The organism is Arthrobacter sp. 8AJ, from assembly GCF_902506025.1.
GTDB lineage: Bacteria > Actinomycetota > Actinomycetes > Actinomycetales > Micrococcaceae > Arthrobacter.
Genome location: NZ_LR733289.1, coordinates 3576459 through 3590792, shown reverse-complemented (window position 1 = coordinate 3590792; position 14334 = coordinate 3576459). Strand labels below are relative to the sequence as shown.

At 69.2% G+C, this 14334-nt stretch carries 13 protein-coding genes; 10 read left to right on the top strand and 3 right to left on the bottom strand.

Annotated elements, in window-relative coordinates; translation table 11 throughout:
- Positions 1-11: 11 nt before the first annotated feature.
- Complete coding sequence (locus BACI349Y_RS16625) at positions 12-269, bottom strand: hypothetical protein (protein ID WP_159633286.1); 258 nt, start codon at positions 267-269, stop codon at positions 12-14.
- A 274-nt stretch (positions 270-543) separates the two neighbouring features.
- Here BACI349Y_RS16625 and BACI349Y_RS16620 point away from each other — a divergent pair, with 274 nt between their 5' ends.
- Together BACI349Y_RS16620 and BACI349Y_RS16615 are read left to right on the top strand one after the other, a co-directional pair.
- Complete coding sequence (locus BACI349Y_RS16620) at positions 544-1722, top strand: carboxylate-amine ligase (protein WP_236560882.1); 1179 nt, start codon at positions 544-546, stop codon at positions 1720-1722.
- A 149-nt stretch (positions 1723-1871) separates the two neighbouring features.
- A complete protein-coding gene (locus tag BACI349Y_RS16615) occupies positions 1872-3380 on the top strand; it encodes an FAD-binding oxidoreductase (protein ID WP_236560880.1) in 1509 nt (502 codons plus the stop codon).
- A 30-nt stretch (positions 3381-3410) separates the two neighbouring features.
- On the opposite strand, the gene BACI349Y_RS16610 is transcribed toward BACI349Y_RS16615, so the two are convergent.
- Together BACI349Y_RS16610 and BACI349Y_RS16605 are read right to left on the bottom strand one after the other, a co-directional pair.
- On the bottom strand, positions 3411-5135 hold the full coding sequence (locus BACI349Y_RS16610) for an alkaline phosphatase family protein (protein WP_159633283.1): 1725 nt from the start codon (positions 5133-5135) through the stop codon (positions 3411-3413).
- Between the two features lies 1 nt (position 5136).
- The gene (locus BACI349Y_RS16605) at positions 5137-6363 is read right to left on the bottom strand and encodes an alkaline phosphatase family protein (protein ID WP_236560878.1); all 1227 of its coding nucleotides are present in this window, start codon (positions 6361-6363) and stop codon (positions 5137-5139) included.
- Between the two features lie 265 nt (positions 6364-6628).
- On the opposite strand from BACI349Y_RS16605, the gene BACI349Y_RS16600 reads away from it, so the two are divergent.
- From BACI349Y_RS16600 to BACI349Y_RS16565, 8 genes are read left to right on the top strand one after another with little or no spacing between them, the layout of a single operon-like run.
- Positions 6629-6985: an SPW repeat domain-containing protein gene (locus BACI349Y_RS16600; RefSeq protein WP_159633277.1), complete on the top strand. Its 357-nt coding sequence runs from the start codon at positions 6629-6631 to the stop codon at positions 6983-6985.
- Positions 6986-7000: 15 nt separating this feature from the next.
- A complete protein-coding gene (locus BACI349Y_RS16595; RefSeq protein ID WP_159633274.1) occupies positions 7001-7348 on the top strand; it encodes a CU044_2847 family protein in 348 nt (115 codons plus the stop codon).
- Positions 7349-7353: 5 nt separating this feature from the next.
- Entirely contained in the window at positions 7354-8694 is a 1341-nt protein-coding gene (locus BACI349Y_RS16590; protein WP_159633271.1) for a phosphoribosyltransferase family protein, read from the top strand.
- Positions 8691-8936, top strand: a complete 246-nt coding sequence (locus BACI349Y_RS16585; protein WP_159633268.1) for a hypothetical protein — start codon at positions 8691-8693, stop codon at positions 8934-8936. The genes BACI349Y_RS16590 and BACI349Y_RS16585 overlap by 4 nt, the downstream gene beginning before the upstream one ends.
- 37 nt (positions 8937-8973) lie before the next feature.
- On the top strand, positions 8974-10809 hold the full coding sequence (gene acsA / locus BACI349Y_RS16580; RefSeq protein ID WP_159633265.1) for an acetate--CoA ligase: 1836 nt from the start codon (positions 8974-8976) through the stop codon (positions 10807-10809).
- Entirely contained in the window at positions 10806-11867 is a 1062-nt protein-coding gene (pdhA, locus tag BACI349Y_RS16575; RefSeq protein WP_159633261.1) for a pyruvate dehydrogenase (acetyl-transferring) E1 component subunit alpha, read from the top strand. Before acsA ends, pdhA begins: the two co-directional genes overlap by 4 nt.
- Positions 11864-12844 (top strand): alpha-ketoacid dehydrogenase subunit beta, encoded by a 981-nt coding sequence (locus tag BACI349Y_RS16570; protein ID WP_159633258.1) that lies wholly within the window; start codon positions 11864-11866, stop codon positions 12842-12844. The genes pdhA and BACI349Y_RS16570 overlap by 4 nt, the downstream gene beginning before the upstream one ends.
- Positions 12837-14303, top strand: coding sequence for a 2-oxo acid dehydrogenase subunit E2 (locus tag BACI349Y_RS16565; protein ID WP_159633255.1), 1467 nt, complete (start codon positions 12837-12839; stop codon positions 14301-14303). The genes BACI349Y_RS16570 and BACI349Y_RS16565 overlap by 8 nt, the downstream gene beginning before the upstream one ends.
- Positions 14304-14334: the final 31 nt, after the last annotated feature.

Sequence of the window (14334 nt, the reverse complement as noted above, 5' to 3'; positions counted from 1 at the left end):
AGTACCGCCCATTACGCGACGGCCGGGTAGCTGCTGAGGATGTAGTCGGCCGCGGCAGGGCCGGTCATCCTGAGCCGGGAGTTCCGGACGTCCACGCCGCAGCGCAGCATCCCGGCGCGGAACGCCTGGTCCGGCTTGGGGCTCAGGCCGTGCAGCGCCGCCCAGCTGACATAAAGGCCATAAAGGCAATCGGGGCCGAGGGGGGAATCGCCGGAGGGATCGGGCGTGGTTGCTTCGTTAAGGAACTGCTGGAAATGCGAGGCCGACATGCTTGGCTCTTTCGCTCTTGCATAAGGCGCTGCCGTTGGGCTACAGCAGCTGCTCCCGCTGGGCCTTTGCAGAAGGGCCCGGGAGGACGGGTGTGGCGCCCGTCACAGTCCAAATTTACCCGGGGGTAGGTCTGAAGTACAGCGGAGACCCCCGGCGGCACCCCTTCCCCCTCATTGATAAGGGTGCTTATTATTGTTTCCTTCCGACGGCGTATGGCGGGCATGGACGTCCTGGTGAACGGGGCGGTCACGCTGCCATGCTCCGGGAAGGAACTTGCAACGACGCAGGGGACAGGGGACGACGGCGATGGACACCTACGGCAATGACGGCACCGGCGGCGCGGGCGCAGGCAGGCGGACGTTCGGCATCGAAGAGGAGTTGCTCCTGGTAGACCCCGCGACCGGGGAAGCCGTCCCGATGGCAGGCGCCCTCCTGGACCTTTACGTCCGTCCGCTGGAGGCGGCGTCCGGGCCGGTACTGACGGCCGAGTTCCAGCAGGAAATGATCGAGGTGGTGAGCCCGCCGCACGCCACCCTGGCAAAACTCGAGCAGGACATCGTGGCCGGCCGCGCCCTTGCCCAGCAGGCGGCCGAGGACGTGGGCGTCAGGGTGGCAGCGCTGGGAACCTCCCCGCTCCCGGCCGATCCCCATCCGGTGCAGCTGCGCAGGTTCCGGGCCATGATGGAGGAGTACGGGCTGACCGCCAGGGAGCAGCTCACCTGCGGCTGCCACATCCACGTCTCGGTGGAGTCGCCGGAGGAAGCCGTGGCCGTGCTGGACCGGATGCGGAACTGGCTGCCGGTGCTCGTGGCGCTGAGCGCCAATTCCCCGTTCTGGCATGGCGAGGACAGCGGCTACGCCAGCTACCGCTCCCAGGTGTGGAACCGCTGGCCGTCTGCCGGGCCGCTGGAACTCCTGGGCACCCCGGACGCCTACCACCAACTGGTCCATGACATGGTGAGCACCGGCGTCGCCATGGACGAGGGCATGGTCTACTTCGATGCCCGGCTCTCCCGGCACTATCCCACGGTGGAGATCCGCGTGGCAGACGTCTGCCTGCGCCCGGAAAACACGGTGTTGCTCGCGGGAATCGCCCGGGGACTGGTGGAAACCGCTGCCAGGGAATGGCGGGAGGGGACCGACCCCGTATCCGTCCCGTCGGCACTGCTGAGGCTGGCAGGCTGGAAGGCAAGCCGGTGGGGCCTGCGGGGTGAGCTGCTGGATCCCCAAACGCACCGCCCGGCGCCCGCGCTCGCCGTCGTGAATGCACTGCTGCACCACGTCCGGGGGGCGCTGGAGGATATGGGTGACCTGCAGCGGGTGGAGGACCTGATGGACAGGCTGCTGGCCGACGGCACCGGGGCCGTGCGGCAGATGGAGGTGCTGCACCGAACCGGTGACCTGGAGCGCGTGGTGGAGGACGCGGCGGACTGCACGCTCGCCACGCCGTAGCGCCGTCACCGCCGACGATCTCCCCGGCCGGATCGCTCTTGACCCCTTCCAGGCCCGGGCGTATACCGAAAGCATCATCATGCTGGCCCCCGCTGGGCCCTGGATGGAGCCGGCTGCCCCTGGTCTCCGACGCAAAAAATGGAGTTGTGATGGGTAGCGATCGTTTCGACGTGCTCCGCGAACAGGTCCGCGGGCAGGTTATCGAAGAGGGCGACGCCGAGTACGAGGCCGCACGCCATGTTTACAACGGGATGATCGACCGTCGTCCCGCAGCGGTCCTCCAGGTGTCCCAGGTCGCGGACGTTCTGGCGGCCGTACGCTTCGCCCGTGGCCTGGGGATTGAAGTTGCCGTGCGCGGCGGCGGGCACAGTGCGCCAGGATTTGGAACGCTCGACGGCGGCCTGGTCCTTGACTTTTCGGCCCGCCGGGGAGTGCGCGTTGACCCCGCGGCGCGGCTGGCCCGGGTGGAGCCCGGCGCAACGTGGGCAGACTACAACCACGCCACGCATGCATTCGGGCTGGCAAGCACAGGGGGCATCATCGGCTCAACCGGCGTCGCCGGCCTGACCCTCGGCGGCGGCATCGGGTACCTGTCCCGCAAGTACGGGTTGTCCTGCGACAACCTCGTTTCCGCCGACGTCGTCCTTGCTGACGGAACCTTCGTCACTGCCAGCGAAGCCGAAAACGTCGACCTGTTCTGGGCGCTCCGCGGCGGCAGCGGCAACTTCGGCGTGGTCACGTCGATGGAGTTCCGCCTGCATCCCGTGGACATGGTCCATGTGGGAATCATGTTCTTCGATGCAGCGACCGGAGCCGAAGTCGGGGCGGCCTACCGCGAGTGGATTGCTGCCGAACCGGACGAAATGGGCGCCTTCCTGGGATTCCACCAAGGTCCTCCGGTGCCGTTCCTTCCCGAGGAATGGCATGGGAAGCCCGTTGCGGTGATCGCAGGAATGTGGACCGGCGACCTTGACGCCGGCCCCGCGCACTGGCAGGCAATGCTTGACGCCGGGCAGGTGCTGGGAAGCTTCTTCGCCCCGATGCCGTACCCGGCACTGAACATCATGTTCGACGGCCTCAGCGGCGTCCCCGGGCTGCAGGGCTACTGGAAGGCCGATTTCCTCCGCACCCTCAGCGATGACGCGCTCCGCACCGCCGTCGCATATGCTCCTGGCATTCCCAGCGTCCACTCCGCCAACCATTTCTATCCGATCGACGGCGCCGTGAGGCGCGTAGCTCCCGAGGCCACCGCCTTCGCCTACCGTGACGTGGACTTCGCGCCTGTTATTGCGGCGCAGTGGCCCGATCCGTCCGAGAACGACAGGAACATCGCCTGGGTCCGGGAGTACTGGACCGCGCTCCACGAATTCTCGGAGCCCGGCGGCTACCTTAACTTCCAGGACGCAGATGACCAGGCCAGGATCGAGGACACGCTCGGCTCGAACTACGCGCGGCTTGCCGTACTCAAGGCAAAGTACGACCCCGACAACTTCTTCCATGTCAACCAGAACATCAAGCCCGCCCCCGCCGGCACCGCGGCCGCCGCCGTTCCGGCAGAGCGCCCGGCCGTGCTCCAGGCTGAAGCAGTACCGGAGGAAGCGCACCAACCTGACACCGCGCCGCGCACAGCAAATCCCGCAGAGGGGGCTGCCACGTAACCCGGCCGCGTCCGGACGGAAGGCCCGGCGTCAGTAGGTGGTGGCGTTGGGCAGGATGAGCGGCGGCAGCGGCGCCTGGGTGAAGTCGAAGGACTGTGCCAGGTCGCCCAGCTGGGGGTTGTTCTCGCGGACATCAGGGCGGGCGTCCGGCCTGCCGTCCGTGGCGGGATCGATGCGCTCGCCGCCCAGGAAATCGTCCTCGATGAACTTGAAGTAGGCGTCCTGGCTGAGGACCTGGTGGTCGATGAACCCCTTCTTCGCATAGGGGCTGATCACCAGGCCCGGGACGCGCAGCCCATAGCCGTTGTTGTCCACCACCGGCGGGTTTTCGTGGTCATAGAAGCCGCCCCAGTCGTCCCAGTTGAGGAAGATGGCGGTGCTGTCCCAGTCAGGGCCGCTCATCACGGCGTTGATGAGCCCGGCAACGTAGGCCTGCCCGGTGCTGATCTTCGCAGGCGCGTGTTCGCTGACTTTGTCCGTGGGCGCCACCCAGGTGACTGCCGGCAGCGTCCCCTTTCTGGCGGCATCGTAGAAACCGCTGAGCGGCTTGATGTTGCCCTGCTCGCCGTCCTCCTTGACCGTGTCGAAGTACAGCAGCGGATTCCACAGGCCGGGGGTCTTGGCGTCCTGCTTCACCGGATCGCAGGTGGCGGCGTCATTGCGGCAGTCCGGTTCGGTGCCGTTGAACACGTAGTAGGCCCACGGGACGTTGTGCTTGTGCAGCAGGAACGTCAGGTCGGTCCAGGCGTAGTCCGGCAGTTCCAGTTTCTTGGCCGCCTCGGTGAGCTTCTTCTTCAGGTCATCGGACATGGGGGCGGCATCCACCGCCGCCTGGCAGATGGCGTAGGAATCGGTGGGCTTGCAGCTGGTGCCGATGAGCTGGTCAATCTGTGCGGCGAGGCCCGGGTCGATGCCGGCGGCCTCCAGGGCCTCGCGGCAAGGATCCAGGTCCATCCCGGCCTGGCACTTGCCGATCAGCGTGTCCTTGATGATCTGCGGCTCCGGTTCGGGGTCCGGGTCCTGCAGGGCATTTACGCACGACGACGGGTCCCCGGCCTTGGTGCATTTGGCCGACCATTCCGAGACCAGGTACAGGTGCGCCGGCAGGCTCCAGGAGGCGGCGGAGGCGAACAGGTGGTCCTCCAGCGTGAAGTTCTGCGCATAGGCCCAGTAGTTGGGCAGGTCCCGTCCGTCGTGGTAGCCCATCACATCGGTGGGCATGGTGGTGCTGTACTGGCACTTGGTGCTGGCGGCGCCGCAGCCGGACAGGCCCTTCTCCGCCTGCGCCACGAATCCGTCCATCGCCCCGCCGTTGATGTCGGCGGTGGCATCGGCGTGGCTGTGCGGGCCGCCGGCGTTGCTGTCCGCCGAGTTGTAGAAGGGCCTTACGCAGCCACCCTCGGCGGGATCCGGAACGCACACCGCGGGCTTGCCGTCCTTCATGGGAATCCCGTCGGCCCCGGGGTACGTCCCGAAGTAGCTGTCGAAGGATCTGTTCTCCTGGGTGATGATCACTACGTGCTTGATCTTGCCGATCCCGTTGGGGTCGGCGGCAGCAGTTCCCGGTGCCGCAGCCGCGGTGGCCGGGGCGCCGGCGGTGGGCGCGGCTGTTGCGGGCGCGTCCGACGCCGGCGGGTCTGCGGCCGGTGGGCCGCCGCGCAACGCCAGGGAAAGGACGACGGCGACGATCACCAAAGCCACCGCCGCGGCACCTGCCAGCACGGCCCGGCGTCGTCCGCTTCCTGAAAGCGCCACCTTAGGATTCCTTCCGGTAGACGTCGTCCCCGAACGTCCTGACGCCGGGATCACCGGACAGCCCCAGGCGCGGGAGGTGGAAGAGGTCCTCGATGGTGGCCAGCAGGCTGTAGTGGTTGTAGGGCCGGTCCGAGGAGGTGCCCGCAGCCGCGAACGGGGAGAGGACCAGGGCCCCCACCCGTCCTCCGGCCGTCCCCCCGGCGGGGACTCCCGGGTCGCCTTCGGAGGGGCCGGTGGTGTCGCCCTCGGCCTCGTCGAAGGTGATCACCAGCATGCCGTCCTGCTTGTACGCCGGTGACGCCAGGATGGCCGGGACCTGCTTCTTGAGCCAGTCGTCCGCTGTCCCCAGGCCGCCGTCAGAGCCGTCGGCGCAGGTGCCGTCATGCCCGTCGTGGCACAGGTTGGGCGTGATGTAGGCCAGGTTGGGGGTGGTGTCCACGGATTTCAGGTCGTCCTTGAGCGCGGAAAAGTTGACCACGTTTTTGGCGCAGTCCGGGGACGACGTGATGGAGCGGAAGTACATGAAGGGGTTGTGGTGGGTGGAGTACTGCTCCTCCGGCGTGGCCTTGATGTGGTTGTCCGCCTCGCCCAGGACCGGGTGCTCGCACGGCTGCTGCATGTCCTCCATGTAGCCCTTCCACGTTTTGCCCTGCGCGGCCAGCTGCCCGGCCACGGTTTGGGTGTCCTCCGGGTAGACGCAGCCGTCGCCCTGCAGCGTCCCGTCCGGATCAGTGCCGGTGGCGTTGAACTCGGTGTACGTGTGGCAGTCCAGTTCCGTGCTGTCGTTGGGCCGTTGTCCGGAGATCTGGGCCAGGTAGTTGGGCAGCGAGTTGTGGGCGATCCCGTAGTAGTTCTTCAGCAGCACGCCCTTCTTCCGGAGCGTTCCGGACAGGTACGGCGCGGGGGAATTGTCGCCCCAGGTAGTGCCGTACCCCTTGTTTTCCAGGTTGATCACGAAGATGTGCCGGGGCATTCCGGCGGGCTTTGCCGCGTCCCCCGGCTGTGCCGTGGAGTCTGCGCCTGCCGTGGGTGCTGCCGACGCACTCGGTGGTGCCGACGTATTGGATGACGGGGTGGCGCCGCCGGATGGAGTGGCAGTCTGCGGAGCCGGTGCCGGAGTGGGCGCCTGGCATGCCACCAGCGCGGACAGGACCAGCGCCAGCACGGGCAGCAGCGCGGGCGAAGGAGGCCGCAGGGGAGCGGAGGGACGGGCTGATCTTCGGTTCACGGGCGGCCTCCGCGGTCTGTTCTTCACCTTGCGCCCCAGCGCTGCCGCCACTCTTGCACACCGTAACCGCGTTTTGCACGGGCAATTGCTGTGAGTTGGCAGGGAATCGGGGTGCGCGCAGGTGCACCGGCAGGTGCCGGGCCGCCCTAGGTCTTTCTGCCCTACAAGCGGATGACCGGCAGGCGTTGACTTAAATCGCGGGAAGCTGAGGCCCGCGGGCTGGAAACGCACAACGCGTCCCGCCCACATCAGAAAGGAAAGTTCAGTGAAAAAGTGGTATCGGTGGCAGGACTATGTAGCGGTCGCCGCCGGACTCTTCACCGCGGTGGCGGTCCTGTTCACGCGGCAGCTAAACATGTCCACCACCCTGATGCTCGTCTTCGGCGGGCTCCTGGTGGTCAGCGGCATTATCAACCTGGCCATGCCGGGAACTCCGGCCATGGAATACGTGCAGGCCGTCCTCGCCGCAGGACTGGTCCTCTCGCCATGGCTCGGGACATACACGGGCGCAACGGGCGCAGCCTGGACGTCATGGATCGCAGGGGCGGTGGCACTGGTGGTAACAGCAGTGGCCATTAAGCCCAGCACCGACCTCCGCCACACCTACCGCGTCTCGCATTAGCAGGAGGAATCCGCCATGACCGAAGTGCTGCGCTACGAAGTAGGATCCGGAACCGTGCTCGTTGAGGCTGCGGACAACAGCTACGGCGTGGATCATCCCGCGCGCAACGAACAGGGGATCCTGGACACGGGCAGGCGCCTGGAAGATGCACTTGCCAGCGTCCGCCCCGCTGCCCGCGCAGCACTGGAGGCCATGGCGGAACTCACCCCCGAACAGATCCAGATCGAGTTCGGCGTGAAGCTCGCGGGGGACGCAGGGGCGGTGATTGCCAAGAGCAGTTCCGACGCCCATTTCGTCCTCCGGATGACATGGAACCCCGCGGTGGCCGCGCTGCCCGGGGAAGAAATCACACACAACGGGTGACGGCGATGGCTTCGTTTCATGACAGGTCCGACGCCGGGCGGCGGCTGGGCAAGCGGTTGGCCGCCCTGCGCGGCCGGAACGTCGTGGTGCTGGGCCTGCCCAGGGGCGGCGTCCCCGTGGCGTTCGAGGTAGCCAAAGCCCTCGAAGCGCCGCTGGACGTGATCGTGGTGCGGAAACTGGGGGTTCCGTTCCAGCCCGAGGTGGCCATGGGGGCCATCGGGGAGGGCAACGTCCGCGTCCTTGATCCGCGCACCATCTCCATGGCCCGCGTCTCCCAGGAAGACCTGCAGCAGGTGGAGCGCCAGGAACGCGCCCTGCTGGAAAGCAGGGTGGCCAGGTTCCGGCAGGGGCGCCGGCGGATCGACCTTGCCGGGCGCACGGTGGTCATTGTCGACGACGGCATCGCCACCGGTTCCACCGCCCGCGCGGCCTGCCAGGTGGCCCGGCATCTCGGCGCTGCCAGGGTCATCCTTGCCGTTCCCGTTGCCCCCGCCCGCGCCATTGTGGAGCTCAAGGAACCGGACGACGTCGTCTGCCTCCTTTCGCCCCAGGACTTCCAGGCCGTGGGCTACTACTACCGGGACTTCTCACCCACCGAGGACAGCGAGGTGGTGCAGCTGCTGGACGCCGCTGCCGCCCCGGCACACCACGGCGACGGCTACCGGGGAGACGGCAGCCTGGAGGACGACGTCGAAATCCCTGACGGAAGGGCGGTCCTGCGCGGCAGCCTCTACCTGCCGGCCCGGTGCGACGGCACGGTCCTCTTTGCCCACGGCAGCGGCAGCAGCAGGCACAGCCCCCGCAACCGCTTCGTCGCCTCGGTGCTGCACGGCGCCGGCCTGGGCACGCTGCTCCTTGACCTCCTGACGCCCGAGGAGGAGGTCAACCGGGCCAACGTGTTCGATATCGCCCTGCTGGCCCGCCGACTGTCCTCCGCCACCCACTGGCTGGAGGCGCGGCACGATGGCTCCGCGGGCAGGATCGGCTACTTCGGCGCCAGCACCGGCGCGGCGGCTGCACTGTGGGCCGCAGCCGAACCCGGCGCCCAGGTTGCCGCCGTCGTCTCCCGCGGCGGCAGGCCGGACCTGGCCGGACCCCGCCTCGCCGCCGTAAAAGCCCCCACCCTCCTGATTGTTGGCGGCGCCGACACCCAGGTGCTGGCCCTCAACCGGCAGGCCATGGCGCTCCTGCAGGCGCCCACCCGGCTGGAGATCGTCCCGGGCGCCACACACCTCTTCGAGGAACCCGGCACCCTTGCCATGGCGGCCACGCTTGCCTCGGACTGGTTCCGGCACTACCTCCTGCCCTCCCCGGTGGGGCGGCACGCGCCGGAGGCCAAGGAATGAGCGCTTCCACCGGCAACACCGGCACCGGCCGCTGGGAGGAACGGGGGGCGGAACGCGCGGCGGAAGCCGCCCAGATCCGCGGCCTGGCCCACTCCCTGGCCACGCCCGACGACGTGCCCACCCGGATGGGGGACCGCTACGACGCCCTGTTCTGGCATCCGCGGACCGAGGCGCTGCGGCCGCTGCACCACGAATACCAGCCGGGGGAACCCGAGTTCGAGACCGAGCCCACGGGGTTCTAGCCCCAACCAAAGGAACATGATGGACCAGAGGAGCACCATGACCGCCGGAGTTGAGGGTGCCACGCGCTGGTCTGCCATCACCAAGGACGTGGCCGCCTTCCCGGTCCGGCCCAACCTGCTGGATTACGATGCCGCCCGGCGGGACTTCAGCTGGGACCAGGCACGGCAGGCGCTGGCCGGGCTGCCCGGAGGCCGGGGCCTGAACATCGCCTACGAGGCCGTGGACCGGCACGTGGCGGAAGGCCGCGGCGGCAAGGAGGCCCTGCGGTTCGTGATGGCCGACGGCGGCACCCGGTCCCTGACCTACGGCGGCCTTGCGGACGGGTCCGGCAGGTTCGCGGCGGTGCTGCAGGGCCTGGGGGTGGGGCGCGGCGACCGGGTCTTTTCGCTCCTGGGCCGCAGCCCCGGGCTGTACACCGCCGTGCTGGGCACCTTCAAGAACGGCAGCGTCTTCTGCCCGCTCTTTTCAGCCTTCGGCCCCGAGCCGGTCCGGCAGCGGCTGCACCTCGGGGCCGGCCGGGTACTGCTGACCACCCGGGCGCTGTACCGCAGGAAGGTGGCGCCGGTCCGGGACTCCCTGCCCGACCTCCGCCACGTCCTGCTGGTGGACGCCGACGGCAGCCCCGAACCGGAAACCCTGGACCTGGCCGAACTCCTGGCCCAGGCTGACCCCATCGGGGAGATCGCAGACACCCAGCCCGAGGACATGGCCCTGCTGCACTTCACCAGCGGCACCACCGGCACGCCCAAGGGCGCCATCCACGTCCACGACGCTGTCGCCGCCCACTACGCCACCGGCCGCTTCGCGCTGGACCTGCACCCGGACGACATCTACTGGTGCACCGCCGATCCGGGCTGGGTGACCGGCACGTCCTACGGCATTATCGCCCCGCTGGTGCACGGCGTCACCGCCATCGTGGACGAGGAGGAACTGGACGCCGACCGCTGGTACCGGATCCTCGCCGAGCAGCACGTCACCGTCTGGTACACCGCGCCCACGGCGCTGCGGATGCTCATGAAGGCCGGCGCCGGGCGGGCCGCGGGCCATGACCTGTCAGCGCTGCGCTTCATCGCCAGCGTGGGGGAGCCGCTGAACCCGGAGGCCGTGGTGTGGGGCCAGGACGTCCTGGGCCTGCCCGTGCACGACAACTGGTGGCAGACCGAAACCGGCGGGATCATGATCGCCAACTACCCGGCCATGGACATCCGGCCCGGCTCCATGGGCCGGCCGCTGCCCGGCATCGAGGCGGCCCTGGTGGCCCGCGACGCCGACGGCAAACCCATCGTCAAAGACGGCCAGGCAGTCCTGGTCACCGGGCCGGACACCATGGGCGAGCTGGCGCTGCGCCCCGGGTGGCCGTCCATGTTCCGCGGCTACCTCAACGAGGAGGAGCGCTACCGGCGCTGCTTTGCCGGCGGCTGGTACCTCACCGGCGACCTGGCAAAGCGCGACGGCGACGGCTACTTCTGGTTCGTGGGCCGCGGCGACGACGTCATCAAGTCCTCCGGCCACCTGATCGGCCCCTTCGAGGTGGAAAGCTGCCTCATGGAACACCCGGCCGTGGCCGAAGCAGGCGTGATCGGCGTGCCGGACCCCGTGGCCGGCGAGGTGGTCAAGGCCTTCGTGGAACTCAAACCCGGCAACGAGCCCACGGAGGAGCTCCAGCTGGAGATCATCGGCTTCGCGCGGAAACGGCTGGGCGCCGCCGTGGCACCCAGGCTGCTGGACTTCACCACCACCCTGCCCAAGACGCGCAGCGGCAAGATCCTGCGCCGGCTCCTGAAATCCCGCGAGCTCGGTCTCCCGGAAGGCGACACCTCAACGCTTGAATCCCCGGCAGGGGCTGCCGTACCTCTGAAGGACCAGCCATGACCACGCTGAGGAGCCGGGGCATCCCGGACGCGGAGCACGCCGTGCACCTGCTGCGGCAAATGCTGCGGGTACGCAGGCTCGAGGAAAAATGCATCGAGCTCTACAGTGCCGCCAAGATCCGCGGCTTCCTGCACGTCTATATCGGCGAGGAAGCCGTGGCGGCAGGGGTGATGGAAGCCCTGGAACCGGAAGACGCCGTGGTGGCCACCTACCGCGAACACGGGCACGCCCTGCTGCGGGGCGTCTCCGCCGGGGCCATCCTCGCCGAAATGTACGGCCATGCGGAGGGCTGCTGCCGGGGCCGGGGCGGCTCCATGCACCTCTTCGATGCCGCCACCCGCTTCTACGGCGGTAACGCGATCGTGGCCGGCGGGCTGCCACTCGCCGTCGGCCTGGCCCTCGCGGACCGGATGGCCGGGCGCCAACGGGTGACCGTCTGCTTCTTCGGCGAAGGCGCCGTGGCCGAAGGCGAATTCCATGAAAGCATGAACCTGGCCGCGCTGTGGCAGCTGCCGGTGCTGTTCTGCTGCGAAAACAACCTCTACGCCATGGGCACCGCCCTGGGCCGCTCCGAATCCCAGACGGACATCGCCCTCAAAGCCGCCGGCTACGAGATCTCGGCGTGGGCGGTGGACGGCATGGACGTCCTCGCCGTCGAGGAGGCCGCCCGGCGTGCCGTGGACGCCGTGCGGTCCGGCGGCGGCCCGCACTTCCTGGAGCTGCGCACGTACCGGTTCCGCGCCCACTCCATGTTCGATCCCGAGCTGTACCGGGAAAAATCCGAGGTGGCCCGGTGGATGGAACGGGACCCCATCAGCCTGCTGCAGTCCGCCATGCAGGCGGCGGGCCGGCTCCCGGACAAAGAGTGGGCCGCGCTGCAGGCGGACGTGGACGCGGAGATCAGCACCGCCGTCGGCTTTGCCGAGAACGGAACGCCGGAGCCGGTGTCCGAGCTCAGCCGGTTCGTCTACAGCGACCGGCCGGACGACGGCAGCGCAGGCGGCGGGGGTCCGGAGGAGCAGGGCACGACAGCAGGGAAAGGCGGGGCTGCAGGATGAAAACCACGTACCGGGAAGCCATGCGCGCGGCCCTCCGCGATGCCATGAAGCGCGACGAACGGGTGTTCCTCATGGGCGAGGACGTGGGCCGGTACGGCGGCAGCTTCGCCGTGAGCCTGGGCCTGCTGGAGGAATTCGGGCCTGACCGGATCCGCGACACACCCCTCTCCGAGTCCGGGTTCGTGGGCGCGGGGATCGGCGCGGCGCTGGGCGGGATGCGGCCCGTCGTCGAAATCATGACCGTCAACTTCAGCCTGCTGGCGCTGGACCAGATCATCAACAACGCCGCCACCCTGCTGCACATGTCCGGCGGCCAGTTCAACGTGCCCATCGTCATCCGGATGACCACCGGCGCCGGCCGCCAGCTGGGGGCGCAGCACTCCCACAGCCTGGAAGGCTGGTACGCGCATATCCCGGGGCTGCGGATCCTGGCCCCGGCGACGTTGGCGGACGCGCGCGGGATGCTGTGGACCGCGCTGCAGGATCCGGACCCGGTGCTGATCTTCGAGCACGGCTCGCTGTACAACGTCGCGGGGGAGCTCGACGACGATGCCGGCGCCGTGGGCATCGACAAGGCAGCGGTCCTGCGCGAAGGGGACGCCATCACGCTCATCACGTACGGCGGAACCCTGCCCCTGGTGCTGGAGGCCGCGGGGCAGCTGGACGGGGAGGGCATCGACGCAGATGTCATCGACCTGCGCACCCTGCGCCCCCTGGACGCCCACACCATCATGGACAGCGTGGCCAGGACGCACCGAGCCGTGGTGGTGGACGAGGGCTGGCGCAGCGGCAGCATCTCCGCCGAGATCGCGGCCCGGATCTGTGAACAGGCCTTTTTCGACCTGGACGCCCCCGTGGAGCGGGTGTGCAGCCTGGAGGTCCCCGTCCCCTACGCGAAGCACCTGGAGCAGGCGGCGCTGCCGTCGGTGGAACGGGTCATGGCCGCCGCACGAAGGGCCGTGGGCGCCGGTGGATGAGTTCCGGATGCCGTCCCTGGGCGCGGACATGGAGCACGGCAAGGTGGTGGAGTGGCTGGTTAAACCCGGGGACTACGTCCATAAGGGCGACCTCGTGGCGGCCGTGGACACGGACAAGACCGTCATGGACATCGAGTCGTTCCAGGAAGGCGTGGTGGCCGAGTTCCTGGTGGACATCGGCGACACCGTGGACGTGGGCACCCCCATCGCCAGGATCACCGCCACCCCGGCAGAGGTCCCGCCGGCGGCGAAAGTCCCGCCACCGGAACCGGAACCGGGCACCAAGGCCCCGCCCCCGGTGCGGCACCTGGCGCACACGCTGGGGGTCGACGTCGGACGCATCAGCGGGAGCGGCCCCGGCGGCGAGGTGACCCGGGCCGACGTCGAACGCGCCGCCGCTGCGCCCGGCACCTCCGCTGCGCCAGGCGCCTTCGCTGCGCCCGGCGCCGCCGCGGGGGCTGCTCCGGCGGCGGCTGCGCACGTGCCGGCAGAAGGCGCAGCCCACCGGGTGCGGTCCTCGCCGCTGGCCCGCCGCCTGGCCGCGGAGCTGGGCGTCGACCTGCAGGCCATCGCGGGCACCGGTCCCGGTGGTGCCGTGACGGAGGAGGACGTGCTCGCCGCGGTGCCTCCCCGGGAACGGGCGCCCAAGGAGGAAATTCCCGGCGGGCGGCCACCCAGCGAACGTGCGGCGGAGGAAGCGGCGGAAGCACCGCCGTCGGAAGCTCCAGTTGCCGAACCGCCGCACAAAGCCGCGGAGGAAGCGCCACGGCGCGGCAGGAAGGACACCGGCAGCAAGGCGGAAACCCTGCGGCAGGCAATCGGCGCGCTGATGTCCCGGTCCAAGAAGGAGATCCCGCACTACTACGTGTCCACCACCCTGGACCTGGCGGCCGCGATGGCGTGGATGCAGAGCGCCAACCAGCAGCGGCCGGTCTCCTCCCGGCTGGTGCCGTCCGCCCTGCTGCTGAAGGCCACCGCGCTCGCGGCCAAGGAGGTGCCGGACATGAACGGGTTCTTCACCAGGGGCGCTTTCCAGCCCAGCGGCGCGGTGCACCTGGGCGTGGCGGTGGCGTTGCGGCACGGCGGACTGGTGGCCCCGGCCCTGCACGACGCCGACACCCTGACGCTCGACGAACTCATGGACCAGCTGCGCGACCTGGTGGGCCGGGCCCGGGCGGGCCGGCTGCAGCGCGCGGAGATGGCCGACCCCACCCTCACGGTGACCAACCTGGGCGATCTCGGCGTCGAAAGCGTGTACGGGGTGATCTACCCGCCGCAGGTGGCCATGGTGGGCTTCGGCAAGGTTTTGGAGCAGCCCTTTGCACACAACGGGATGCTGGGCATCCGGCACGCGGCCATCGCCACGCTGTCCGCGGACCACCGGGTGAGCGACGGGCTGCGCGGCGGCCGGTTCCTGGCCCGCATCGACGAACTGCTGCAGAAGCCCGGCGACCTGTGACTGTTGGACCCTGACTGTTGGACCCGTACTC